The sequence below is a fragment of the Rhizobium sp. X9 genome, assembly GCF_018873185.1.
GTDB lineage: Bacteria > Pseudomonadota > Alphaproteobacteria > Rhizobiales > Rhizobiaceae > Agrobacterium > Agrobacterium oryzihabitans.
Genome location: NZ_CP071311.1, coordinates 1,983,836 through 2,009,333, shown reverse-complemented (window position 1 = coordinate 2,009,333; position 25,498 = coordinate 1,983,836). Strand labels below are relative to the sequence as shown.

The following is a 25,498-nucleotide window of genomic DNA, read 5'->3' as shown; positions in this document are numbered from 1 at the left end:
TTTTCAGGCTAGAAGCGGCTTATAGGCAAATGTTTTTGAGAACGGAACCCCATAAATTCCGGAATCGACAGAAACTCTTAACCGGCAGGGGCATGCGCGGCGAAACGGGCCTGCACTGCCGCATTATGGGAGCGGCTGACGGGGATTTCCGTGCCGTCTCGGGTCATCACATGCAGGCGACCAGCCTGCTTGCGCAGTGAGACGACGTCGGCATCGGCAATCCAGTGCGACCGGTGCACCTGCAAGCCCTGCGTATCGCCAATTTCGTTCATCGCATCGGCAAAACGTAACAGAACCAGCTGACGTCCCCGCGTCGTCACCACCTCGGTGTAGTGATCCCGCACGGAAAGACGCAGCAGATTTCCGCGCCGTTCCGGCCCGAGGCGATCAAGAATGGCGGGACGCTCCTTTTCAGACGGCGGTGGCGCGGTTTCCGCTTCCACCTCTCTTGTCGCGCCGGCCGTGTTTGCGGCGCCGGCTGTCAGGCAACTGAGGAAACAGAATATAAGGCAAAGCGGCAGAGCAGCCTGCGCATCTTCCCCAACCGAGGCGATATCGGAGGATTGTCCGAGGAATAGATGGTTGGCGAGAGTTATCATGGCGCCGACCGGCAGTGCGGCGACGATCGCCCCCACCATTGCCCGCGCAAGCGAGCTTGAAAGTGTCCGTGTCAGCGCGGCATTGGCGAAGGCCGAAAAACTGGTTGTGATGATCCAGCCCGTGGCAAGCAGTAGCGTCCAATAGGCAGCCCTTGGCCAGAAGGTCATTTTCTGGCCCGTGCCATAGGGACCGGTCACGATGAACAGAACGACGATGGCGACGAACATGCTCCACAGCGAGCGGGAGCGTCCCAAGGCTTGCAATTGGCGAAGCGTGGATTGCACGACAGTGCCGTTCACGAAATTCTCCCGCTGTTTGCGCCATTCCGGTTGAGCCGCGTCATGTTTCGCTGAAATTGCCGCCGAGTTCAACCGGGTGAGAAAAATGTCCCTTCAACCTCTTCTTGATGCGCCCTTCGCCGTTCAGCTGCATGTGGCGACAGTCATTCCCGCCGCCATCATCGGCGCGGTGGTTTTGTTTTTTCCGAAAGGGACGCCTCTTCACCGGTTGCTGGGCAAGATCTGGGTGGCGCTGATGGTTGTCACGTCGTTCTCGACATTCTTCATACATGAGCTGAATGTTTTCTACGGCCTCAGCCCGATCCACCTTATGTCGCTTTTCACCATATATGGCTGTCTGCAATCCGTGTATTTCGCACGCCGGGGTGACATCAAGCGCCATATGCGGATTATGCAGGGTGTCTATCTCGGTGGCATCGTCATTGCCGGCGGTTTTACCTTCCTTCCCGGGCGCATCATGAATGGCGTTGTTTTCGGCAATGGCGGGCAGGATTTTCTGACGCTGTCAGTCGGGGGGCTGCTGTTTGTTTTCCTGTTCGTTGTGGTTTTCAGGCAAAGGCGGCGCGCCGCCTGAGACAGGCCAAGCTTTCTTCCGGAACAAGATGTATTATAGTGCCGTTATAAGGCAGCTTGTTGAGGCGACGTTCGCCGGGAGAAAAGTATGGAATGGAGAGGGCGTCGCCAGTCGGACAATATCGAGGACCGGCGCGGCATGTCAGCGGGATCGGGCTCATCGGGTAACGATCCTTTTTCCCGTGGCGGGATGCGTGTGCCGATCGGGCGTCGCGGTGGCGGCATTGGCATCGGTGGTATTCTGGTCATTCTGGTGATCAGCTGGGTGCTTGGCATCAATCCGCTGACGCTGCTTTCCGGCGGCGATATTTCACTGGATGGCGGCGGCACGACGCAGCAATCCGGCACCCAGCAATCCGGTACGCGCCCGCAGGGTCAATCGACCGATGAGACGACGGCGTTCGTGCGGACCGTGCTGGCTGAGACCGAAGATACCTGGAGCGGCATTTTCCAGTCCGCCGGTGAGACCTATCAGAAACCGACGCTGGTGCTGTTTTCGGGCCAGGTATCTTCCGCCTGCGGTTATGCTTCGGCCGCCAGCGGTCCGTTCTATTGCCCGGGTGACCGCAAGGTCTATCTCGACACCAGCTTCTTCAAGGAATTGGACCAGCGTTTCGGCGCGGCCGGCGATTTTGCCCAGGCTTACGTGATTGCGCATGAGGTTGGCCACCACATCCAGAACCTGACCGGCGTTCTGCCGGAGTTCAACCGCCGCCGCCAGTCGATGAGCCAGGTGGATGCCAACAAGATGTCGGTGCGTGTGGAGCTTCAGGCGGATTGTTATGCCGGCATCTGGGGCAAGTTCACCGAACAGAAGGGTATTCTGGAAACCGGCGACCTCGAGGAAGCGCTGAACGCCGCTCACCAGATCGGCGACGACACCCTGCAGAAGCAGACCCAAGGATATGTGGTGCCTGACAGTTTCAACCACGGTACCTCGGCGCAGCGCATGGAATGGTTCAAGCGCGGCTTCCAGAACGGCCGTGTCGAGGATTGCGACACCTTCTCGGCGAATATCTGAGCATACAAAAAGGGGGCTTTTCAGCCCCCTTATTTGTTCAGCGCATCAGCAACGCCACGGCATACATGCCGAGCGCGAAGATCGTGTGTGCAACGAGGTTGAGAATACGAACCTTGGTGGGATTGGGCGTTTTCGACGCTGCCCAGCCGATGCCGAGACCCGGCTGCAGCAGGAACCAGCCCGCGCCGACCGTCACGATGCCGACGATCCATGGCTGAATGAAGGATGGTTCGGCAAACCATGCGGCCGGCACTATCAGTGCCAGAACGATGCCGTAGAGAATGCCGACGGCATAATGCGAAATCCAGCCGAGCGCCAGTTCATGCTCGTAAGGTGTGGCTGTCGCGATGCTGTCGTGAAATATCCTGCCCTTCGGTACGTGCCAGAACCAGCGACCGACCGGCGCCCAGTTGGGCGCAGACTGGCCGAAAAAGCGGTGCAGCACGATTGCCCATATATCCATAAACACGGTGCCGCCAATGCCCATGGCAATGCCGCGCCAAATCAGTTCCAGCATAGATCCCTCCGAAAATCATGATCGATCAAGCTCTATCGGATCGAGCCGGTAGAGAGAACCGCGTATTGTTCGCGCGGCAAATAAAAATGGCCGGATCGCTCCGGCCATAAGAGAGGTTGAAACCTCTCCTCCGTCATCCTCGGGCGTGACCCGAGGATCCATCTCCCGGCGCACTCTGGATCCTCGGGTCAAGCCCGAGGATGACGTCGAGTGTGTAGAGACCTAGCCGATACAGAGATGGTCGGATCGCTCCCGGCCATCTCTGTCCTTGCTATCAAGCAGCACGCCCATATTCCGCCTGCCGGCGCGTTGCCGTGGCGAGCTGGAATTGCGCAAGCAGATCATTAAGCGCCGCCGCTTCCGAGGCGAGGCCATGGCTTGCCGCCGTCTGTTCCTCGACCATGGCGGCATTCTGCTGTGTGCCCTGATCGATGGTGTTGATGGCGGTGTTGATTTCCTGAAGGCCGGTCGACTGTTCGCGCGACGATGTCACAATGGCGTCGATGTGGCGGTTGATCTCCTGGACTTCGCGAACGATGGTTTCCAGCGCCTTGCCGGCATTTCCGACGAGATCGACGCCGGACTGCACCTGCGATGTCGAGGCGTTGATCAGCGTCTTGATCTCCTTCGCCGCATTGGCGGAGCGCTGTGCAAGTTCGCGCACTTCCTGTGCGACGACGGCAAAACCCTTGCCCGCTTCACCGGCGCGCGCGGCCTCCACACCGGCGTTCAGCGCCAGAAGGTTGGTCTGGAAAGCGATTTCATCGATGACGCCGATGATGTTGCTGATCTCGGACGATGATTTTTCGATACCTTCCATCGCGCGGACGGCGTCTCCAACGATGACGCCCGACTGTTCCGCATTGTTTCGCGTGCGATCAACGAGACGGCCGACTTCCTCGGCCCGGCGGGCGGAGTCCTTCACAGTCGTGGTGATTTCCTCAAGTGCCGCCGCAGTCTCCTCCACCGAGGCTGCCTGTTGTTCGGTGCGCCGAGCGAGATCGTCGGCGGACTGGCGGATTTCTCCAGCGCCGGCATCGATTGCCCGCGCATTCTGGCCGACGGTGCTCAAGGCCGCATTCAGCTTGGCGACGGAATTGTTGAAATCGTCGCGCAGCCGGTCGATACGGGCCACAAAAGGTGTGTCGATGCGGTAATTCAGATCGCCATTCGAAAGATGTGTCAGTCCCTTGGCGAGCGAATCCACCGCGAACTGGATGTCTGCCGCATCTTTCGCAGCCAGTCTTTCGCGGTCGTTGCGCTCCTGTTCGGAAAGCGTGCGGTTCTGTTCGGCGTCCCCTTCGAGGCGCAGGCGTTCCACGGCGTTCGACCTGAAAACAGCAACTGCCGCCGCCATCGAGCCGATCTGATCGCTGCGTTCCTGGCCCGGAATGGCAACATTGAGATTGCCGGCGGCCAGACCTTCCATGGCGGCGGTCATCTGCGTGACGGGGCGAACGATGAAACGGCTGAGAACGGTCGCGAGCAGGCCGATCATGATCGCAGCGGCGAGAATCGTGGCGATGGTTGCTGCAAGGCGAAATTGGCCGATTGCGCTATAGGCAATATCGGAATCGACGACGAAACCGAGATACCAGTCGACTGAAGGCAGGCCGGCGACGGGGATGAAACTGGTGATCTTGCCCTTGCCGTCGATCTCGGTTTGCGAAATCGCGGAGGAAATCGCCGGCGGGTTGACCTTGAAGAGATCGGTGAGCGGCTTGTCGACGAATTTCGGATCGGGGTGAATGAGGATCTTGCCGTCCTTGCTGACGAGGAAGGCATATCCGTCCGTGCCGGCATCCACGGCCTTGATCATGGTTACCAGCGAATCCAGCGAAAAGTCGCTCCCCGTCACGCCGGCCAGCTTGCCGTCGACGGAAACGGGAATGGCGGCGGTGATGATGAGGCCGCCGGTCGAGGCGTCGCTATAGGGCTCGGTCAGCACCGGCTTTCCGGCCTTGACGGCATCCAGATACCAGGGGCGCTTGCGCGGATCATAACCTTCCGGCAACGGCAATTTCGGGAAGGTCGTAAAGCTGCCGCTTTCGGCATTGCCGAAATAGGTGGACATGAATTGCGCCGTCAGAACATCGTTCTGCAGGAACTGCACCTTGGCATCGTCGTCGGAAAGCTTGGCAAATGTCTTCGCCACCGTGTCTGTCAGCATGATACGGCCGTTCAGCCAGTTGGCGATGCTCTGCGCCGCCTGCTTGCCAGACGAATCGATGTTTTCCGCCACGGCTTCCGTCGTTACCCGGTGCTGAAGACTGTCGATGTAGAAGGAAAAACCTGCAAAGGCGGCGACGACGAGCGATGACGCCGCAAACAGGATGCGCGTCATGAGATTGGTTTTTTTGGGCAAGCTACACGTCCTTGGGGCCAGATGCGCCCATTCGGCTCATCTTGGAAAATGGTGGGAAAGACATGCCTCAATGGCGGGAATATTCTGCGTCATGCAGCTTATGGTTTGAAAGAACTTCGCGATATTCTAATGGGTAAAGTGAAATGGTAAAATTCGGCTAAATTTGTTTTATGTCATGTCATTTCAGCTGATCTTGAGCCGATGGCGGGCTCAAGGTTCCGGTTTGCGTAAATTTTGATCATTGATCCGCAAAGGTTGCGTGCAGGAAGGGAATATTTTATTCATCAGCCTGCTGCCGTTGCGCAATTCGCGGGCAACGGCCAAAATTCAGGTGAATTACAATGTCTTCGTCGGTTGTTGCAGAAACCGTTCCCTCCGGATCGGGGTCGTGGCTTTCGCATTTCAAGGCTACGCTTGCTCTTGGAATTCCGCTTATCGGTGCGCAGCTCGCGCAGCTTGGCATCCATACCACTGACATGGTCATCGTCGGCCAGCTGGGGGCGGAAAAACTGGCGGCCATGGTGCTGGCCGGGCAGTTCTTCTTCGTCGTTTTCATTTTCGGCTCCGGCTTTTCCGTGGCCGTCGTGCCGATGGTGGCGCAGGCTTACGGGCAGGGGGATGCGACGGCGGCCCGCCGTTCGCTGCGCATGGGCATGTGGGTGGCAATCGCCTACTGGGTCCTTGCTCTGCCGATATTCTTCAATGCCGAGCGCATCCTGATCTATCTCGGGCAGAACCCCAATGTGGCGGCGTTGACCGGCCACTATCTCGCCATCGCCAAATTCGGCCTGCTGCCGGCGCTGCTCTTTTACGTGCTGCGCGGCCTTGTCAGCGCCATCGGGCGTGCGGGCATCATTCTTTATGTCACCATCATCATGCTGGTGATGAACGGCATCTTGGCCTATGCGCTGGTGTTCGGTCATTTCGGATTGCCGGCGATGGGCATGAATGGTGCTGCCGTCGTTGCCGTCATCGTCAATGCTTTCAGCTTCATCTTCATTGTCGCTTATGTGCAGACGCGTGAGGAAACGAAGAAATACGAGTTGTTCGTGCGCTTCTGGCGGCCGGACTGGCATGCGCTTTTCGAAGTGCTGCGCCTTGGCCTGCCTATCGGCATCACGATCCTCGCTGAAGTGACGCTGTTTGCCGCCGCCTCCATCCTGATGGGGCAGATCGGCACCGTGCAGCTGGCGGCACACGGTATCGCGCTCCAGCTTGCGTCCATTGCCTTCATGATCCCGCTTGGTCTCGCCCAGGCGGCAACCGTTCGCGTGGGCATAGCGCGCGGCCAGGGGGATTTCAAAAACCTCATTCGCGCCTCCATCATGATTTACGCGATTGCCTGCGGCATCGCGATCTGCGGCGGCATCCTGTTTGCGGCCATTCCGGAATTTCTGGCGAGCTGGTTTCTGGATGCGAAATTGCCGGAAGCGGCGGAAGTGCTCGCCTATGCCAGCAGCCTCGTTGTCATTGCCGGCATATTCCAGCTGGTTGACGGCATTCAGGCCGTGACGGCAGGCTTGCTCCGCGGATTGAAGGATGCGCGCATTCCCGCGATGCTGGCGCTGATTTCCTACTGGCCGATCGGGCTGGCGCTCGCCTGGACCATGGCCTTTCCGCTCGGGTTTGGCGGGCGCGGCGTCTGGTTCGGCTTTGTAATCGGACTTTCCACGGCGGCGGTTCTGTTGACCGTGCGCTTCGTCATTCTGGTGAAGCGTGAAATGAAAACGGCCCGCTTTTAGCGGGCCGTTATCGTTCTGGTATGTAACTCTGTGTCGTCATCCTCGCCTTTGAGGCGAGGATCCATTCCACCAGATCCCGATGATGGACCCTCGGGTCGAGCCCGAGGATGACGCGGAGTATGGGGATGGTCTATCAGCGCTCGGCGAGCGCTGCCTCGCCTTGTCTCTCGCGCAGCAGGTTGACGAAGCGGCGGAAGAGGTAGTGGCTGTCCTGCGGGCCGGGCGATGCTTCCGGGTGATGCTGGACGGAGAAGACCGGCTTACCGACGATGCGCAGACCGCAATTCGTGCCGTCGAACAGCGAGATGTGGGTTTCCTCGACGCCATCAGGCAGCGACTTGGTGTCGACTGCAAAGCCGTGGTTCATCGAGACGATTTCCACCTTGCCGGTGGTGAAGTCCTTGACCGGATGGTTGGCGCCGTGGTGGCCCTGGTGCATCTTTTCGGTCTTTGCGCCGACGGCGAGGCCGAGCATCTGGTGGCCGAGGCAGATGCCGAAGATCGGCAATTCGCTCTCGATGAGGTTCTTGATGACCGGAACGGCGTATTCGCCTGTCGCGGCCGGGTCGCCCGGGCCGTTGGAGAGGAACACGCCATCCGGCTTCAGCGCCAGAATGTCTTCGGCCGAAGTCTGGGCCGGAACCACCGTCACCTTGCAGTCGAGACCGGCAAACAGGCGCAGGATGTTGCGCTTGACGCCGAAATCCACGCAGACGACGTGATATTTCGCATCGGCTTCGCCGAGCGTGCCGTAACCCTTGTTCCACACCCACGGTGTTTCCGTCCAGGTGGAGGACTGACCGGAGGTCGCTTCAATGGCGAGGTCGAGGCCGACGAGGCCGCTCCATGCCTTTGCTTCCGCCTTCAGCGCCTCGATGTCGAAGACGCCGTTCGGGTCATGGGCGATCACCGCGTTCGGCGCGCCGTTTTCGCGGATCCATGCCGTAAGCGCGCGCGTGTCGATGCCACAAAGGCCGATGACGCCGCGGGCCTTCAACCAGGCGTCCAGATGCTTGACGGCGCGGAAGTTCGAAGGGTCGGTGATGTCGGCCTTGAAGATGACGCCGACGGCGCCGCGGCGGGCTGCGGGCGTCAGGTCTTCGATGTCTTCTTCATTGGTGCCGACATTGCCGATGTGGGGGAAGGTGAAGGTGACGATCTGGCCGAGATAGGAGGGATCGGTCAGGATTTCCTCATAGCCGGTGAGCGCCGTGTTGAAGCAGACTTCGGCCTGTACCTTGCCGGTTGCGCCGATACCTGTTCCCTCGATCACTGTGCCATCGGCAAGAACAAGCATTGCGGTCGGTTTGCGGGTAGTCCAGGGCGCTGTCTCGGTCATCTCGTTCCGTTTCTGCCGCTTCGCACCCCGCCTCTTGAAAGGCAGGGGGTAAGGGGCCATTTTTGTCGCAGGCTTCGTGACATAAAGGGGCGCGCGATAAAGCTCGCGTTCCGACCCTTCGTTAAAATCTCGTGCAGGTGCCGGAAAATAACGAAAGCTGCTTTGGCGGTCAACCGCAGGCTCAAGATTTACGCGGAATTAAACCTTCGTACATTCAAGGGCTTATGCATTTGATTTGCTTGAGCGGGTTTGCTCGGATATGTCGTTTCGAAAAATAAGGTGGAAAGTTTCCGTATCAAGAAGCTGCGGAACGTGCTTTCCCAAGGAGAAGAAGAAATGCTGCGCGACGTGTTCGCTAATACTTTGAAGGAATCGCTGAAGGCTCGTGATGCGCGCCGCACATCGACTGTGCGCCTCATCCAGACGGCCATCAAGGACCGTGACATTGCCAATCGCGGCGTGGGCAAGGATCCCGTCAGCGATGAGGATATCATGCAGATCCTGACCAAGATGGTGAAGCAGCGGGAAGAGTCCGCCAGCATCTATGACGGCGCCGGCCGGCCCGAGCTTGCCGCTCAGGAACGCGAGGAAATCGTCATCATCAAGGAATTCATGCCGGAAGAGATTCCGGCCGAGAAGGTGCGCGAACTGTGCCAGGCCGTCATCAGCGAGACCGGCGCGTCCGGCCTGCGTGACATGGGCAAATGCATGAATGCGCTGAAGGAACGCTATCCCGGCCAGATCGACTTCGCGAAGGCCTCCGGCGTCGTCAAGGATCTGTTGAAGTAAGGATTTGCTGAAGCGGGCTTTTGCCATTCAGAAGAATTAAAGGCGGGGCAGCCACAGGTGCCCCGCCTTTTTTGTGCTGACGACGATATATCGCGGCAGATCAAATGCTGTCATGCGCAGGTATCAAGGGCCGCGTAGAACCCGGTCCGGACGCGTCAAAGGGGCATCGCGATAGCGCCTTCTGCCTGTCACATCCCGTAAGGCCTCCTCGGCGCAGGACATCAATAACGGAGCACTTTTTTTGAATTTCAGCCTCGATGTAGCATCGCCAGCCGATGCATCCGTTTTCCAAAACCTGATGCAGTTATATACGCATGATTTTTCCCAGTTCTGGGCGGGGACGCCGCGTGGGGAACTTGAGCAAAATGGCCGATTTCCCGACTATCCACTCGATGCTTATTTCGATCGTCCTCACTGGTCGGCCTTCTTGTTAAAGGCAGATGAAAGACCTGTTGGCTTTGCACTCATAAATGACGCGAGCCATTCGACGTTGCCTACCGACTATTCCGTCGCCGAGTTCTTCATCGTGCGTAAGTATCGTGGTCAGGGATTTGGGCTGATTGCGGCGCAAAGACTTTTTCAACAGCATCCGGGAGCCTGGGAGGTCGCTGCCGCCAGAAAGAACGTTGCTGCACTGAGATTCTGGCAAGGTGCGATCCGCAAAAGTGCGGTTGAAAACAGCATGTCCGAGTTGGACTGGGATCGTCCCGAATGGAATGGCGCCATCATCCGATTTCATGTCGCGGCATAGGACGGAGCATTGCTAGTCTGGCACCGAAGGACTGCAAACGGATGCTTCCGCATGTTGAGAAAAGTAAAGGCAGGGTAGCCATGGCTACCCTGCCTTTTTTCTGCCGACGAAAGCGCATTCCGGCGGATCAAAATGCGGTCCTTCACAGGCTTTTTTCGGGGGACGTGCCTGCGGGCGTCGGCAGATTTATGCGGAGATCAAGCACTGCCTTCAGGTATGTTTTTACATTGCCGCAGCGGGCGGCTCAAATTACAAAAACATAATTTTTAGTGATGGTGCGCTGCCACAAATTTGCCGAAAGCGGCGGCAATGGCGGCTAGGGTTTCATCGTCATGGCCTGTGAATATCGGGTATTGTCTTTCTTTGGGTTGGTGCTCACGCCTTTCTGCGCTTATATGAAAGACTGGCCTCGAACAGGTAACCCATGCGCTTTTCCAATTCTTTTCTCGATGAGATACGCGACCGCGTGAACATCTCCGATGTGATCGGCCGACGTGTGTCCTGGGACAAGAAGAAGACCAACACGCCGCGGGGCGATTATTGGGCCTGCTGCCCGTTCCATGGCGAGAAGAGCCCGAGCTTTCACTGTGAGGACCGCAAGGGGCGCTACCATTGCTTCGGCTGTGGCGTTTCCGGGGATCATTTCCGGTTTTTGACTGATCTTGAGGGCCTGAGTTTTCCAGAAGCCGTTCAGCAGATCGCCGATATGGCCGGCATCTCCATGCCGCAGCCCGATCCGCAGGCCGAAAAGCGAGAACGCGAACGCACGTCCTTGCAGGATGTCATGGAAATGGCGACGCTGTTCTTTCAGGACCAGTTGCAGACGGCGCTTGGCGCGCGGGCGCGTGCCTATCTGCGCGATCGCGGGCTGACCGGGCGCACCATCGAAACATTCCGGCTCGGCTTTGCACCTGATAGCCGCAACGCTCTCAAAGAACATCTGGCGAGCAAGGGTGTGGCGCGCGAACAGATGGAAGCCTGCGGACTGGTGGTGCATGAGAACGTGCCGGTCTCCTACGACCGGTTTCGTGACCGCATCATGTTTCCGATCCTGTCGTCACGCGAAAAGGTGATCGCTTTCGGCGGCCGCGCCATGGCGGCGGATGCGGTGGCCAAATATCTGAACTCCAACGAGACCGAGCTTTTTCACAAGGGCAACGTCCTTTATAATTTCGCCCGGGCGCGGCGTGCCTCGCAGGCCGCTGGCGGCACGGTCATCGCCGTTGAAGGCTATATGGATGTCATCGCGCTTTATCAGGCGGGCGTTGAAAATGCCGTTGCGCCGCTCGGTACGGCGCTGACGGAAAGCCAGCTCGATCTCCTCTGGAAAATGTCGCCGCAGCCGATCCTCTGCTTTGATGGCGACGGTGCCGGCATTCGCGCCGCCAATCGCGCGGCGGATCTCGCCCTGCCGCATATCAAGCCTGATCGCTCCGTCAGCTTCGCGCTTCTGCCTGATGGCAAGGACCCGGACGATCTCGTGCGGCTGGAAGGCCGCGCGCCTTTCGACAGAGTGCTTTCCGAGGCAAAGCCGCTCGCCGCGATGATCTGGAGCCGCGAGACCTCCGGTGTCAGCTTCGATACGCCGGAGAAACGCGCCCAGCTTGAAAGCCGCCTGCGGCAGATCGTGGCCGTGATCGGCGATGAGGCCGTGCGGCGGTTTTACCAGCAGGATATGCGCGACAGGCTGAATGGTTTCTTCCAGCCGCGTTTCCAGTCATCCGGGTCGCAGGGTGGAAATTTCCGCCGCGATAGCGCTCAGGGAGCCGGTCGCGGTTTTCAGCGCAACACGTCTGGCAGGGGTGGGGCGATGGCCGCGCCGGCGAGCAGCATCTCGGACCGGCTGGCGCAGTCTGGTCTCGTCAAGGGACATCAGACCAAACCCTCGCTCAGGGAAAGCGTTCTCGCCATCACCATTGTCAATCACCCCGAGCTGCTGCTCGAGGAATATGACGAGATCGCCGCGATCGATTACGAAAACCGCGATTTGCAGCGGCTGTGGTCCACGGTGCTGACCTTTGCGGCGGAAAGTGCGGCCGACATATCGCGGGCAGGCCTGATCGAACGCCTGTCGCTGCAGGGTTTCGAGGTGCTTTTGAAGACCATGGATCAGCAGGTGCGCAATGCCCGCCTTTGGACGGCCACCGAACAGGCCGCAATGGAGGATGCGCGGGAAGGATATGTGCAGGCGCTTTCGCTGCATAAAAGGACGAAATCCCTGCTCTGGCAAAAACGGGAGCTGGAACGGGAAATCGCCGAGGCGACGGATGACGAACGCGGTACACTTCTGGTGCGGGCGCTGGCCGAAGTTCAGCTTGAAATCGGCCGTATGGAAAATCAGGAGGCGATCATCGACGGTTTCGGGGTCATGTCCGGGCGGGTAAAGGGGCCTGCATTCGGCCACGGGTAGGTGCGGTCGGGAATAATTGAAAGACGTGTGGGGTTGCCTTTTGCGGCAGGCGTCCTAAATAGGGGGTAGTCTGGTGATAACCCGCAAAATGCGGCCTTTTTTACGAATTTCCGTGGCTGTCTCGCCCGCAAAGGCTTGACGCGACGGGAAATAGCGGGAATCACCATTTCAGGAAAAGTAAGGTGGAATGGGCCTTGGCGGATAGAAATTGCATGAGCAAGCATTTCCGGGTGCACTGTCTTTGCATTCTGCCTGAGGCTGCCGTGGTTAATCGGCAATTAAAGATCACTCCGTTAGGTGTCTGACAGTGATTCGCGGCAATCCGCCGGATGCTCAAGGGGCGGACGGCGATGCGGCGGAACAGGTGTTAGCGTCAGGGAAAGCGACGAGATAGATGGCAACCAAAGTCAAAGAAAACGAAGAAGCAGAAAACGAACGCGACGGTGCGACGGACGGTCCGCTTCTCGATCTTTCGGATGACGCGGTCAAGAAAATGATCAAGGCCGCCAAGAAGCGCGGCTATGTGACGATGGACGAGCTGAATTCCGTTCTTCCGTCCGAAGAGGTGACGTCCGAGCAGATCGAAGACACGATGGCGATGCTGTCCGATATGGGCATCAATGTCATCGAGGACGAGGATGCCGAGGAAGCAACCGCCAGCGACGACGACAGCGATTCCGACGGCGAAGAGTCCGAAGGCGGCGAACTGGCCCCCTCCGGCGGCACAGCACTTGCGACCGCAAAGAAGAAAGAACCGACCGACCGTACCGATGACCCGGTGCGCATGTATCTGCGCGAAATGGGGTCCGTCGAGCTTCTGTCGCGCGAAGGCGAAATCGCCATCGCCAAGCGCATCGAGGCCGGCCGCGAAACGATGATTTCGGGCCTGTGCGAAAGCCCGCTGACGTTCCAGGCGCTGATCATCTGGCGCGACGAACTCAACGAAGGCACGACGCTGCTGCGCGAGATCATCGATCTCGAAACCACCTATTCCGGCCCGGAAGCGAAGGCTGCGCCGCAGTTCCAGAGCCCGGAAAAGATCGAGGCGGATCGCAAGGCTGCCGAAGAAAAGGAAAAGACCCGCAAGCTTCGCGCGCCGACCGGCGACGAGGATGTGACTGACGTGGGCGGTGATGGCCTTCCGCCGGAAGAGGAAGAAGAGGACGACGACGAGTCCAATCTTTCGCTTGCCGCGATGGAAGCCGAACTGCGTCCGCAGGTCATGGAAACACTCGACACCATTGCCGACACCTACAAGAAGCTGCGCAAGCTTCAGGACCAGCAGGTTGAGGCGCGCCTTGCCTGCACCGGTACCCTGTCTTCCGGCCAGGAGCGTCGTTACAAGGAACTGAAGGATCAGCTGATCACGGCCGTCAAGTCGCTGTCGCTGAACCAGAACCGTATCGACAGCCTTGTCGAGCAGCTCTACGACATTTCCAAGCGTCTGATGCAGAACGAAGGCCGTCTGCTGCGCCTTGCCGAATCCTATGGCGTCAAGCGCGACAGCTTCCTGGAGCAATATCACGGTGCGGAACTCGATCCGAACTGGATGAAGTCCATCGCCAATCTGGCCGCGCGCGGCTGGAGGGAATTCGCTCGCGAAGAAAGCAACACGATCCGCGAAATCCGCCAGGAAATCCAGAATCTCTCCACGGAAACCGGCATTTCCATCGCCGAATTCCGCCGCATCGTGTCGATGGTGCAGAAGGGTGAGCGCGAAGCGCGTATCGCCAAGAAGGAGATGGTCGAGGCCAACCTGCGTCTGGTGATCTCGATTGCGAAGAAATACACCAACCGTGGTCTGCAGTTCCTCGATCTCATTCAGGAAGGCAATATCGGCCTGATGAAGGCGGTGGACAAGTTCGAATATCGCCGCGGTTACAAGTTCTCGACCTATGCGACCTGGTGGATCAGGCAGGCGATTACCCGCTCGATCGCCGACCAGGCCCGCACGATCCGTATTCCGGTGCACATGATCGAAACGATCAACAAGATCGTTCGCACTTCGCGCCAGATGCTGCACGAGATCGGCCGTGAGCCGACCCCGGAAGAACTGGCGGAAAAGCTGGCCATGCCGCTTGAAAAGGTGCGCAAGGTTCTGAAAATTGCCAAGGAGCCGATTTCGCTCGAAACCCCCGTGGGTGACGAAGAGGATTCGCATCTCGGTGACTTCATCGAGGACAAGAACGCGCTGTTGCCGATCGACGCCGCCATTCAGGCGAACCTGCGCGAAACGACGACCCGCGTTCTGGCCTCGCTGACGCCGCGTGAAGAGCGCGTTCTGCGCATGCGTTTCGGCATCGGCATGAACACCGACCATACGCTGGAAGAAGTCGGCCAGCAGTTCTCGGTTACGCGCGAACGTATCCGTCAGATCGAGGCGAAGGCGCTGCGCAAGCTGAAGCATCCGAGCCGGTCGAGAAAGCTTCGCAGCTTCCTCGACAGCTAAGCTTTTGCTTCCTTTAAAATCGAACCCGGTCAGTCACCTCTGGCCGGGTTTTTCGTTTCACGCACTGGCGAACTCTGCGACAAGCCTTATGTGTGAAAACAGGCATTCCGCTTTTATCGGAAATGCTCCGGTTCGATTTGGTTCGATGAGATGCAACAGGTGTCTGTAAGTAGATGGCGTGGGAAAGGATGGGCAGTGCCCGTCTCCGTGCTGCTGCATCTTGCCGTTGTTGCGATTTTCCTTTTCGAACTGCCCGAGCGGATAGCCGAGCCGCAGGAGCCGGAAAGCATCAGCGTCGATCTGGTGCCGCCGCCCGAGGAGAAGAAAGCGGAGCAATCTCCGCCGGGCGCAGAGAAAGCGAAAGAGGAAAAGCCACAACCTCCGCCACCACCGCCCGCTCCTCCGGCAGAGGAGGCGAAACCTTTGCCGCCCATGCCGGCGACGCTGCCCGCTATCGCCATGAGGCCTGAGCAGACGCAGGCCGACCCCGAGGATAAGCCGGGCAAGGTGGAGGAAGCGGAAAAGACGGAGCCCTCCGAGCAACCCGAAAGTCAGCCTGAAAAAACGGCCGAGGAGAAGCCAGCGCCGGCTGCCGCCAATAGCGACCTTCAGGCTTCCGCCGAGCAGGGGGAAATAGCGGTCTCACCGGTCAAGGAGGAGACTGATTCAGATCGGGCGCCCGTGCCGCAGGCGAAGCCGACTGAGGAAAAACCTGCAGAAGCGGCGGAGGAAAAACCTGCGAAACTTCCGGCCGCTAAAAATCTCCTGTCCTCAACGGTTCTTTCACCGGCACAGAGACGGCAGATGTTTGGTGATCTGCCGCCGCGTCGCCGCATCGTTCAGCTTTGCAGCACGGAAGCCCTGGCCCAAATTCAGGGGGCGGGCTTTGCCGCCAGAGGGATGATTCCCTATTCGGACACGGGGGGCAGGATTTCGGGAAATTCGATCGATGCGTCCGGCGGCGCGTTCAATACGGGCAATGGCTGGCATGACGTCTCGTTCCAGTGTGAGGTCGATCTGGAAAATTATACGGTGACGGAATTCCGGTTTAAAATCGGCAACGCCATATCGCCTGAAGATGCAAAAAAGCGCGGCTTCACGAGATTTCAGTGAGGGTGGTTCTCAATTCGTCCAAGCCATCGATGAAGTCGTCCAACCTCTCCATTGTCATCCTCGGGCTAGACCCGAGGATCCACAACCCGGCGCAAGATGGATCCTCGGGTCAAGCCCGAGGATGACGTCGAGTGCGGGGAGGCGTTCGGCGAAAGTTACCGACGCCCGCGCGCCTTTATACCCGCTCCGTATCGCCCACCAGCAACCCAATGCCCGCCATCAGCGCATCCTCATCATAGGGCTTCCTGATAACCGGCACGTTGCCGAATTCATCCGGCACCATGCTGCCATCCGCATAACCGGTGGCGAAGAGGAAGGGGATGCCGCGGCGGTGGAGCTCGCGGGCAACGGGAATGGAGGTGTCGGAACCGAGATTGATGTCGAGGATGGCCACATCCGGCACGTAGTTCTTCAGTTTTTCAATGGCCATGGCGGAGGAGGTTGCCGTTTCGATCGTCTTGATGCCGTTGTCTTCCAGCATGTTCTCGACATCCATGGCGATCAGCATCTGGTCTTCGACAAGTAATATTTTCAAACTTTCCTCCCGGTTGTAGCGTCTGGGCTGCGGCGCGGTTTCATCCTCGGTTTTCGCGTCGGAGGCTGTCATCGTTGCCGAAACGTGGCGGGATGGCAGGAGAATTTCCGCCTCCAGCCCATCCGGCAGATATCGCATCGTGCTGCGCCCGCCGAGATCGTAAGGGATGCTGCGGCTGATGAGTGCGGTGCCGAAACCGGCGCGCGACGGTGTCGGGAGTTTGGTGGGCAGAATTTCGCGCCATTGCATGGTGCAGTCGCGGTTCTCGTTGATTTCCCAGTGCACATGCAATTGTCCGCCGGTCTGCGCCAGCGCGCCGTATTTGGCCGCATTCGTCGCCAGCTCATGCAGGACCAGAGCCATGACGGAAAATGCGCGCGAATCGAGCGTTACCTGCGGTCCGGCAAGCTTCACCACGGTTTCGGGCGAACGATGCGGCGACAGTTCGGCATCCAGCAGATCGCGCAGCGAGCCGCCGCCTTCACCGCGAATGATCTGGTCATGGGCAAAGGACAATGCCTGAATGCGGCCCTTCAGCGCACCGACATACTCCTGCAGGGTCTTGCCTTCCTGCGAGGGATTGCCGACCAGCGACTTGATGATGGCGAGAACATTCTTGACGCGGTGGTTGAGTTCCTCGTTCAGCATGCGCTGGCGTACTTCCGCACGCTCCCTTTCGCCGGCCATCAGCTCGCTATGATGGAACGCGACCTCGACGAGCGCAATTCTCGCCGCTTCGGCTATTTCCCGGTCCGCTTCCGACCATGGCTGCGCCTGCAGGCGAACGGTTTCCTTCCAGATCGCAAAACTCTTGCGCGGGGTGAGACGATCGCCCATCGGTCCGGTCTCATATGATTTTTCCGGATTTCCGGCCCAGTTCAGATTTTGCACGATCTCCTTGCGGAAAAACAGGAGATAGTCGTTCTTCACCTGCGATAGCGGAATGGCGAGCATTCCGGCCGCGGTATCCGCATAGATTTCCGCTTCAGGAATGGCTTGCGACAGCGCATGGGTGGCCCAGACCTTTCCTTCCGAAGCCGAGGCGACAAAGCGCGCCAGTCTTGGAATTGCCTCATGCGGGGGCGTCGCGCCGTGGCTGTGCCAATTGTTGCCAACCCAGAGCCCAACACCGTCGCACGGCATCAGATCGGCAAAGTCCTGGAAACTGTCGACGAGCAGTTCTTCTATGTGGGAATGATGCGCGGCAAGCCGCAGAAAACGGTCCAGCGCGGCATGAGCCTGGTTAACCGTATCGAGCCTGCGTTTCTGTTTCAGCACCTGCAAATGCATGGAGAAGAACTCTCCAAACATTTCGGCGGCGATCCTGACCGGCATTGTCAGAACGCGCGGTGAATAGTGGTGGCAGGCGATGAGGCCCCAGAGCGCTCCATCGACAATCACCGAAATCGACATGGAGGCGCCCACGCCCATATTGCGCAGATATTCGCAATGGATGGGCGAGACGCTGCGCAGATGCGCGAAGGACAGATCGAGCGGTTCACCGGATGCATCGAGGGCGGGCAACACCGGAACCCGGGCCCCGCTGGCGTCTGAGATGATGCGCAGCGTATTCTTGAGATAGAGCGCGCGGGCCTGCTGCGGTATGTCGCTGGCGGGAAAATATTGCCCGAGAAAGCTTTCCAGTTCCGGCTGCTTCGCCTCCGACACCACCTTGCCGGCGCCGTCTTCCTCGAAACGGTAGATCATCACCCGGTCGTAACCTAAGGTTGCCTTTATCAGCCGGGTCGTTCTCGAAATCAGGCTTTCGACGCTGTCCGCCTCGCGGATGCGGTCCACCATTTTGCGTGCCGTGCCGAGCGGTTGCGTCTCGCTGCGGGATGGTTCGAATTCGATGATCGTGGTGGATTTGTAGCGGTGGAGGGAAATATCAAAATTGCGCCCATCGCGCATTTCCATGTTCGGCAACATGGCGGGACGCGTGGTCCTGCCTGTCACCGTGAGGGCGTTGCGAAGATCATGGACGACGTCTTTGCCGAGCACCTCTTCGGCGGTCTTGCCGTTGATATCGCCATCGAAGCCTAAAAGATCGAGGCAGTTTTCCGAATGCCGCACGATCATGCGCAAGGCGTTATCACACGCGATCAGACAGCCATGCGGCTGGATATAGCCTGGAATATGAATGGGTTCGCGGTCGCAATTCGTCAGGTCGACATTATAGTCAGTGGGTGCCATGAATCAGTCTTTCGCACCCTGTGCCTGTCTTGCGATGGATATTTCGTGTCCGCGGAAAGATGAACAAGCCTGAATAATTCATTATGATATTGCCAACCCTTCCCCGTTTCTTGCAACCGTGACGTCGGTTTTCCGTTCTGCTGTTATAGGCCGCAGTCATTTGATTGTCGTATTCCTATCGTCATCGGACACAATTTGACATGGCACAACGTTCTCAGTGACGATTTTGTTCCAAATTATTTGAAGGAAAAAATGTGCCGCAGAAGAAAATGACCATCGCCACGCAAGGGCAGGGCCTCTACGAATTTACAGCCGAAGCCAGTCGTTTCGTAAGGGACACCGGTATGGATGAAGGCTTGCTCACCATCTTTGTCCGCCACACATCCTGCTCCCTGCTTATCCAGGAAAATGCCGATCCGGATGTAAGGCGCGATCTCACAATGTTTTTCTCCCGCCTCGTGCCGCCATCGGATGATGCCTCCATGCGCTGGGTGATCCATACGCTTGAGGGTCCCGACGATATGCCCGCCCATATTAAATCGGCGCTCACGGCGGTTTCCATCGGCGTGCCGATCAGCGAGGGCAGGCTCACACTCGGTACCTGGCAGGGTCTTTATCTTTTCGAACACCGCGACCAGCCGCATCGTCGTGAAATCGTGCTGCATATCTCCGCCTGATTTCCCGTTAACATCCATGAACGTATGCTGAATATGCGGTTCGGTCCGTGTTCAGGCGGGCGGGTCTAGGGTCTCATCAATCGCCGGGGGACGTTCCCTGCCGACGCAGAAACAAACGGAGTGAGTTCATGTTCAGCACCTTTGCAAAAGCCGGCCTGGCTGCCCTCATCGCCCTTGGTGGAATTTCGGTCACGGCTCCCGCCGCATCAGCCGGCTCGGATGTTCAGTTCAGAGTTCAGGTTCAGGATGGATATGGCCACGGCCACCGTCCCGGCTGGGGACGCCCGGATCGCCCGCGTTTCGGTTGCTCGCCGCGGTTTGCGGAAGAAAAGGCAAGCCGCATGGGTCTTCGCCGTGCGCGCGTGGTTGACGTATCGCCGCGCCGTGTCGTGGTAGCGGGTTTCGACCGTCACGGCCGTGACCGCATCGTTTTCGCCAATGAGCGCGGCTGCCCGGTAATCCGCCGCTAAAAACGGCCGATATTGATCCGCCGAAATCCCCCGCCCTTCGGGCGGATCAAAAAAATGCCCCTCGCTCGTCCGGAAGGACAGGCGAGGGGCGTTTCTTTTTGTGCATTGCCCACGGCAGCTTTACGCCACCTTGGCGGCAAATGGCGGGCGACGGGTAATGCCGCCGCCCGCTGCGATTTATTCGCCGAGCGCGAAGGTGACGTTAACGACCACGCTGTAGCTGTTCTCGCCCGAAGCGATTGGAACGCTGTCGGCTTCCTTCGCCATTGCGGCGCGCATCATGCCCTGCGGCACCGGCATCGGGCGCTGCATGTTCTCGCTGATCTGGATGACGCGGCCAAGCTTCACGCCTGCTGCTTCCGTCAGCGTTTTCGCCTTGGCCAGCGCATCGGCCACGGCCTGCTTGCGGGCTTCGGTGACGGTTGCTTCCGGCTTGTCATTGGTGAAGCTGATATCGCCGCCCTGGTTGATTCCGAGCTTGACGGATGTATCGAGGATCGTGCCGAGCTTCTTCAGGTCGCGCACGCGCACGGTCAGGCCGTTGGAAACCTGGTAGCCGGTGATCTCAGGCGCGACATAGACACCGTCCTTGGGCTCATAATGCTTGTAAAGCGGCTGCACGGAGAAATTGCTGGTCTGCAGGTCCCGATCTTCGATGGCCGCTTCTTTCAGCGCCTTCAGAACATCGGCAAGCGCCTTGGAATTTTCAGTCAGAGCCGCAGCCGCCGTTTCCGCCTGCTTGACGACGCTGAAGGACAGGATCGCCATATCCGGAGCGATGGCCGCCTGGCCTTCACCGGTAACGCTGATGGTGGCTTCGCGCGGGTTGGCGTCCTGCGCAAGCACCTGGCCGGAGAGCGGTATCATTGCTGCTGCGGCCAAAGCTGTGAGTGCGAAAAGGCGGGCCTGTTTTGTCTTCATGGTGTTTCCTCGTTGATTGTGTCCCTTTAGAGGGTATTGCCTTAGATTGTGTAGCTAATACGGCAGCGCCCACTCGCGATAGCATCAATGGCTTGTCGGGCTCAAAAAATTACGTTAGAGCGTGACCCACCGGATTCGAACCATTGCGAAGCCGGTATTTCGGATCACCTTGTTCCGATAAGGGCCTGTAGCTCAATGGTTAGAGCCGGCGGCTCATAACCGCTTGGTTGGGAGTTCGAGTCTCTCCGGGCCCACCATTTTCCTCATATTTCGAGTGAATTAAGCCGATTCGGCACGGCAAGCCGGTGCTCTTCGGGATTTCTCTCTCGCGCATCCCACAAAAAAATCCGACCAGTCATTCAGACTGATCGGATCATCCATTTCGAATTTTCAGCTATGCGGTCAGTTGCAGACCCGCATGCTTTCGGTGTGCCAGCCGCCGTCATAGGAATTGGGAACGCGGCGGTCTTCGAACCAGCAGCGCGGGCGGGGCGGTGGTGGCGGTTCGTAGTAGCGGGGGCCGTTATTGCTGTTGGCGATGGCGCCGCCGATCAGGCCGCCGATGACGCCTGCGGCGAGGCCGCCGGCAATCGCTGCGCCATCATTGTGGCGGCGATGTTCGCGGTAGGGCGGCGGGGGTGGGCCGCCACGGTCGTAACCACGGTCATAGCGCGGACGATAGGGATAGTCCTGAGCCGAGGCTGTGCCGTAGGATGCGAAGACGCTGCCGGTGGCGACCAGCGCGGCAATGGTGGAAAGAATTATCTTTTTCATCGAGGGCTACTCCATAAGCCTGCCTTGGGAATAGAGGCTCATTATGCCCGCATGATGGCATGGGCCTGCTGAACGGTCCGTGAATGTTTCATTTCTGCGGGGTTCATATTTTTCGTCCCGCTAAAATCAATATGTCTGAAACAATACGAGCTTCCAGGCGTGAAAAAGCCCGGCGAATGGCCGGGCTTTTGGGGATGATATTGCTTGGTCGGGATCAAAATTTCACGCCGAGACCCACCTTGACGGTATGCTGGTCGAAATCGGTGTTGACGCCGAAGATGTCCTTGTCGCCATAGTCATTGTAGCGATATTCCAGCCTGCCGAACACATTGTCGGTGAAGGCATAGTCCAGACCCGCGCCGACCGTATAGCCGTTGAACGTGGTGCTGTCCTTGCCGGCGCCGGGCGTTTCGATGAAACCGCGCGTGGCTGTCCAGCCGGCTGTGCCATAGAGCAGCGCACGGTCGAAGGCATAGCCAACGCGGCCGCGAACGGAGCCCTGCCAGTCGGTGCCGATCTGCACGCCGGCATAGTCATTGTCGTTCCAGTTATAATCGACGTCGCCCTCGATACCGAGGACCAGATTATTGTCGAACTGGTAATTGTAACCGGCAAAGGCGCCCAGAACGCCGCCGTCGAAACTATCCGACGCGACGGGGCCGCCCGCCGAAAAATCGCCATTCGCCCAGCCCGCGCCGCCCTGGATACCAAGATAGGGACCAGACCAGGTGAAGACCGGCAGGGTTTCCTGCGCAACCGGCGGAGCCGGCGTTTCGTAGACGGCATCCGCAGCCATTGCGGTGCTGGCCGAAAGGGCCAAGAGTGACGTTACGATCAGCGTTTTCATTGTGTTTCTCCCTGAGCTGATTGACCTTCATAGCATATATTAGGTGCATTTAATATGGGTTGGGGTTCAGCGGTTCCAAGAGGTGTCCTGTCCTCGTTGAATGCCGGCCAATCCCGCCTTGATCGCGGCGTTTTTTATCGCCCCGCCATGGTGTTCTGATGCGGCGAACGTGTTGAGCGGTGTTTGGTTCCCTTTGCGGTTTCGCCGAATATCCGTCGGCGTGGTGAGTTGGTGTCACGCTTGGTTGTCTTGACAGAGGGGGGCACGACCATAGAGTTGTGCACGTCTGCCGCGATGCGGTTGCTTCGGCGCGGCAATTGCGCCGTACCCGAAACGGCATTTTGCCGGGCAGACGCGCAAGGGAGGACAGGATCGCATGAGGGTTAGTTTTTACCGGGGAGGGACGACGTGATCGTCGGAGCCGTTCTCAGTGCCATTCTTCTTCTTACTCTCATCGCATTTCCGCGGCATCTCAAACCCGTCGTCATCTGCCTGCTGCTGATCTGGGCGACCACGGCCGCTTTCGTCATTTATGACTGGTGGCGCGGCAGCCAGCGGCTCGATCATGTCGTTGCAACAGCCAGTTTCGATGCGGCTTGCCCGGATGCGGCGTTGCCCATTCGCGTCAGCTTTCGCAATGACAATGATGTCGCCGTGCAGCGCCTGACTTACACGCTGGAAGGGTTCGAACCGGCCTTCCGCGCTTCCGTCGCCTTCGATCCCTATCAGGTAAGCGAAAGGCGGATCGAGGCTGGCGAAACATTTGCCGCATGCCGTGCATTCCGGCTGCGCAACAATGAAAGGGTGGAACCGCAACGTCTGGAATGGCGCGTCACCGTCATTTCCGCCGAGTTCGACTGAGCGGGGCCACCCGGCGTCCGGCCATCACGGTATTTTGAGAATTTCCGCGCTATCGCGCACCTTTCTGATAAGCCCTGCAATGCAAAGGTTTCATGCGGCAGGCGGGTCTCCCGTCTGCCGCATCAGGGCGGTGGTGGCCGCTGCCTGACTTGTTTTCGCCCGTTTGCGATGCCATCTGCCACCCCGTCCGATGAATATCGCGGGTTGACGTTTTGCGTATTGTTCTGAAGTTTTTGAAAATCACGGCCATCGGCCTTGTCGCCCTGCCGGTTCTGGCCGGCGCGCATATGGGCATCGGTCAGCTGACCGGAAATTTTCACGAAGTCATACCCGGTGAGCTCTACCGTTCGGCTCAGCCGAGCGGCAAGGACATCACGGCCTATGCCAAGGCCTATGGCATCAAGACCATCATCAATCTGCGCGATGAGAAACGCGAAGGCTGGTATGACGCTGAAAGCCAGGCGGCAAAGAATAACGGCATCCGGCTGGTGGATTATCCGCTGAGTTCAAGCGAAAAGGTCTCGGTGGAAGATTCCGAAACGCTGGCGGCCGTGCTGCGCAACGCGGAAAAGCCGATCCTCATTCACTGCGAACACGGCGCCAACCGCACCGGACTTGCGTCGGCGATCTATGTGGGTGCCGTTGCCGGAAAGAGCGAGGCCGCCGCCGAGTTTCAGCTTTCGCCCTATTACGGGCATGTGCCGATCCCCGGCATCGGGCGTTATGAAATGTACCAGTCGTGGGACGATTTCGAGGAAACCATCGGTTTTTGAGGGTTTTGCGATACGCCTGCTTACCCCGTCACCCTGGACTTGATCCGGGGTCCAGCGTGATCAAGTCTTTGATCACGTAAGGCTTTTTTTCACGGCGCAGACGCGCCGTGGCTGGATGCCGGATCAAGTCCGGCATGACGGAGGCGTCAGGCGCTTCAATAAGCCCCGCCACTTTCCTTGATCACCTTCGTCAGACTTCCCGTTGCCGGGAAAAGCGGGATAAGGCACGCCTGAAGCGCGTGGTAGATATCGCCCTTGCCGGGGAACAGCGTATGGGCGGGAACCAGATCTTCCGTCAGTTCCTCATGCCACCCGCCATTGTCGTGATCGATGAAGTTGTTGGCGATCGTGCTCCAGATACGGCGGTAGCTGTCTTCGTAGAATTCGTCCGCCGGCAGGTTTTCGTTGAGGAAGTGGGCTGCACCCGCCGCCTCGCACATGGGCCACCAGAGCTTTGCCGTCTTGTCCGGATTGTCGTTCCAGTCGAGCGTGTAAAAGAAGCCGCCCTTTTCCCGGTCCCAGCCGAGCGTCATTGATTGCACGAAGAGCGATTTGGCCGCCACCGGCATCCAGTCGTGGCGACGTTCACCCAGCATCCATAATTGCAGGATGAGACGCGCCCATTCCAGCCAGTGGCCGGGGGTGGAGCCGGAGGGGCGGAACATTTCGTTGCCGCGATAGTCCTTGTCGAGCGTCCAGTTTTCGTCGAAGTGCTCCGGCACGCGGAAATCCAACTCACCGGCGCGGCGGCGGATGACGAGGTCGGCGATGCGTTCGGCCTTGGTCAGATAATTGCTGTCGCCCGTCGCCTCATAGGCGGCCATCAGCGCCTCTGTCAGGTGCATGTTGGAGTTCTGGCCGCGATAATTGTCGATGGGCGACCAGTCGCGATTGAATTCCTCGGCAATCGCGCCGTGTTTTTCTTCCCAGAAACGGGTTTCGAGCACCTCGGTAATGTCGGCCAGCATCTTGTCGGCAAGGGGGTGGCCGACGGTCTTGGCGGAAGAGGCGGCCAGAAGCACGAAGGCGTGGCCGTAACCCTGCTTGGTGGAATCGAACGGGCCGCCATCATTGACCTGCCAGAAATAGCCGCCGTGCTCGCTGTCGCGATGTTTGTTCCAGAGATAGGTCATGCCATGGTCGACAATATCGCCGCAGCCGGGCCGGCCGAGCAGGTGGCCGATGGAGAAGCAGTGCACCATGCGCGCCGAGGCGTGGATGCCGCGCACGGGATCTTTTCTCTGCAACGGTGCGCCCCTGGCGTCGAGATCGAAGAAGCCGCCGGCGGCATTAACGGCGCGGTACTGGAAGAAATCGAAAAGGCCCTCGGCCTGTTTGACCAGCCATTGGCGATGCCACGGCAGGGCATTCCAGTTCCGGTTGTTATGGTCGTCCTCGGGCATTTCGTCCTCCATACGGTTTGCTGCTTCGGCTTATATCCTTGCCGTATAAACCTGTCATCTGTCAGTGAAATTTCGT

General features: G+C 58.8%; 21 protein-coding genes and 1 tRNA gene. 13 read left to right on the top strand and 9 right to left on the bottom strand.

Annotated features, from left to right (window positions below; all coding sequences use genetic code 11):
- Nucleotides 1–77: 77 nt before the first annotated feature.
- A complete protein-coding gene (locus tag JZY08_RS09860; protein WP_253204009.1) occupies nt 78–899 on the bottom strand; it encodes a LytTR family DNA-binding domain-containing protein in 822 nt (273 codons plus the stop codon).
- Nucleotides 900–984: 85 nt separating this feature from the next.
- Between JZY08_RS09860 and JZY08_RS09855 the strand changes: the two genes are divergently transcribed.
- Entirely contained in the window at nt 985–1,473 is a 489-nt protein-coding gene (locus JZY08_RS09855) for a DUF2306 domain-containing protein (RefSeq protein ID WP_216330036.1), read from the top strand.
- Between the two features lie 87 nt (nt 1,474–1,560).
- Nucleotides 1,561–2,493, top strand: coding sequence for a neutral zinc metallopeptidase (locus JZY08_RS09850; protein ID WP_003494747.1), 933 nt, complete (start codon nt 1,561–1,563; stop codon nt 2,491–2,493).
- Nucleotides 2,494–2,530: 37 nt separating this feature from the next.
- On the opposite strand, the gene JZY08_RS09845 is transcribed toward JZY08_RS09850, so the two are convergent.
- On the bottom strand, nt 2,531–3,010 hold the full coding sequence (locus JZY08_RS09845; RefSeq protein WP_216330035.1) for a DUF2938 domain-containing protein: 480 nt from the start codon (nt 3,008–3,010) through the stop codon (nt 2,531–2,533).
- A 274-nt stretch (nt 3,011–3,284) separates the two neighbouring features.
- Nucleotides 3,285–5,375: a methyl-accepting chemotaxis protein gene (locus JZY08_RS09840; RefSeq protein ID WP_301183730.1), complete on the bottom strand. Its 2,091-nt coding sequence runs from the start codon at nt 5,373–5,375 to the stop codon at nt 3,285–3,287.
- A 341-nt stretch (nt 5,376–5,716) separates the two neighbouring features.
- On the opposite strand from JZY08_RS09840, the gene JZY08_RS09835 reads away from it, so the two are divergent.
- Nucleotides 5,717–7,117, top strand: a complete 1,401-nt coding sequence (locus JZY08_RS09835; RefSeq protein WP_003494753.1) for an MATE family efflux transporter — start codon at nt 5,717–5,719, stop codon at nt 7,115–7,117.
- Between the two features lie 133 nt (nt 7,118–7,250).
- Here the strand turns inward: JZY08_RS09835 and carA are convergent, their stop codons facing one another.
- Nucleotides 7,251–8,456: a glutamine-hydrolyzing carbamoyl-phosphate synthase small subunit gene (carA, locus tag JZY08_RS09830; RefSeq protein WP_035242183.1), complete on the bottom strand. Its 1,206-nt coding sequence runs from the start codon at nt 8,454–8,456 to the stop codon at nt 7,251–7,253.
- A gap of 336 nt (nt 8,457–8,792) precedes the next feature.
- On the opposite strand from carA, the gene JZY08_RS09825 reads away from it, so the two are divergent.
- The 5 genes from JZY08_RS09825 to JZY08_RS09805 all read left to right on the top strand — a co-directional run bounded on the left by JZY08_RS09825 (nt 8,793) and on the right by JZY08_RS09805 (nt 15,968).
- Nucleotides 8,793–9,245 (top strand): GatB/YqeY domain-containing protein, encoded by a 453-nt coding sequence (locus tag JZY08_RS09825; RefSeq protein ID WP_035242758.1) that lies wholly within the window; start codon nt 8,793–8,795, stop codon nt 9,243–9,245.
- Nucleotides 9,246–9,486: 241 nt separating this feature from the next.
- The gene (locus JZY08_RS09820) at nt 9,487–9,996 is read left to right on the top strand and encodes a GNAT family N-acetyltransferase (protein WP_216330034.1); all 510 of its coding nucleotides are present in this window, start codon (nt 9,487–9,489) and stop codon (nt 9,994–9,996) included.
- Nucleotides 9,997–10,420: 424 nt separating this feature from the next.
- A complete protein-coding gene (gene dnaG, locus JZY08_RS09815) occupies nt 10,421–12,406 on the top strand; it encodes a DNA primase (protein ID WP_216330033.1) in 1,986 nt (661 codons plus the stop codon).
- Between the two features lie 394 nt (nt 12,407–12,800).
- Complete coding sequence (gene rpoD, locus JZY08_RS09810; protein WP_216330032.1) at nt 12,801–14,855, top strand: RNA polymerase sigma factor RpoD; 2,055 nt, start codon at nt 12,801–12,803, stop codon at nt 14,853–14,855.
- 195 nt (nt 14,856–15,050) lie between these two features.
- Nucleotides 15,051–15,968, top strand: coding sequence for a DUF930 domain-containing protein (locus JZY08_RS09805; protein ID WP_216330031.1), 918 nt, complete (start codon nt 15,051–15,053; stop codon nt 15,966–15,968).
- A 175-nt stretch (nt 15,969–16,143) separates the two neighbouring features.
- Here JZY08_RS09805 and JZY08_RS09800 read toward each other — a convergent pair whose 3' ends face one another.
- Nucleotides 16,144–18,696 carry an HWE histidine kinase domain-containing protein gene (locus tag JZY08_RS09800; RefSeq protein WP_216330030.1) on the bottom strand — a complete coding sequence of 851 codons (2,553 nt, stop codon included), beginning with the start codon at nt 18,694–18,696 and terminating at the stop codon, nt 16,144–16,146.
- A 254-nt stretch (nt 18,697–18,950) separates the two neighbouring features.
- Between JZY08_RS09800 and JZY08_RS09795 the strand changes: the two genes are divergently transcribed.
- Both JZY08_RS09795 and JZY08_RS09790 read left to right on the top strand, forming a co-directional pair.
- Entirely contained in the window at nt 18,951–19,373 is a 423-nt protein-coding gene (locus JZY08_RS09795; protein WP_216330029.1) for a secondary thiamine-phosphate synthase enzyme YjbQ, read from the top strand.
- Between the two features lie 128 nt (nt 19,374–19,501).
- Nucleotides 19,502–19,843, top strand: coding sequence for a hypothetical protein (locus tag JZY08_RS09790; protein ID WP_003494768.1), 342 nt, complete (start codon nt 19,502–19,504; stop codon nt 19,841–19,843).
- 177 nt (nt 19,844–20,020) lie between these two features.
- Here the strand turns inward: JZY08_RS09790 and JZY08_RS09785 are convergent, their stop codons facing one another.
- Nucleotides 20,021–20,764, bottom strand: a complete 744-nt coding sequence (locus JZY08_RS09785) for an SIMPL domain-containing protein (protein WP_003494770.1) — start codon at nt 20,762–20,764, stop codon at nt 20,021–20,023.
- A 181-nt stretch (nt 20,765–20,945) separates the two neighbouring features.
- Between JZY08_RS09785 and JZY08_RS09780 the strand changes: the two genes are divergently transcribed.
- A tRNA-Ile gene (locus JZY08_RS09780) sits at nt 20,946–21,021 on the top strand.
- 145 nt (nt 21,022–21,166) lie between these two features.
- Here the strand turns inward: JZY08_RS09780 and JZY08_RS09775 are convergent.
- The gene (locus JZY08_RS09775; RefSeq protein WP_003494773.1) at nt 21,167–21,538 is read right to left on the bottom strand and encodes a hypothetical protein; all 372 of its coding nucleotides are present in this window, start codon (nt 21,536–21,538) and stop codon (nt 21,167–21,169) included.
- A 214-nt stretch (nt 21,539–21,752) separates the two neighbouring features.
- The gene (locus JZY08_RS09770) at nt 21,753–22,385 is read right to left on the bottom strand and encodes an outer membrane protein (protein WP_003494775.1); all 633 of its coding nucleotides are present in this window, start codon (nt 22,383–22,385) and stop codon (nt 21,753–21,755) included.
- Nucleotides 22,386–22,793: 408 nt separating this feature from the next.
- Between JZY08_RS09770 and JZY08_RS09765 the strand changes: the two genes are divergently transcribed.
- Both JZY08_RS09765 and JZY08_RS09760 read left to right on the top strand, forming a co-directional pair.
- A complete protein-coding gene (locus tag JZY08_RS09765) occupies nt 22,794–23,246 on the top strand; it encodes a hypothetical protein (protein ID WP_137037992.1) in 453 nt (150 codons plus the stop codon).
- A 212-nt stretch (nt 23,247–23,458) separates the two neighbouring features.
- Complete coding sequence (locus JZY08_RS09760) at nt 23,459–24,019, top strand: dual specificity protein phosphatase family protein (protein WP_003494778.1); 561 nt, start codon at nt 23,459–23,461, stop codon at nt 24,017–24,019.
- 155 nt (nt 24,020–24,174) lie between these two features.
- Here the strand turns inward: JZY08_RS09760 and JZY08_RS09755 are convergent, their stop codons facing one another.
- Nucleotides 24,175–25,434: an AGE family epimerase/isomerase gene (locus JZY08_RS09755; RefSeq protein ID WP_003494780.1), complete on the bottom strand. Its 1,260-nt coding sequence runs from the start codon at nt 25,432–25,434 to the stop codon at nt 24,175–24,177.
- Nucleotides 25,435–25,498 lie beyond the last annotated feature (64 nt).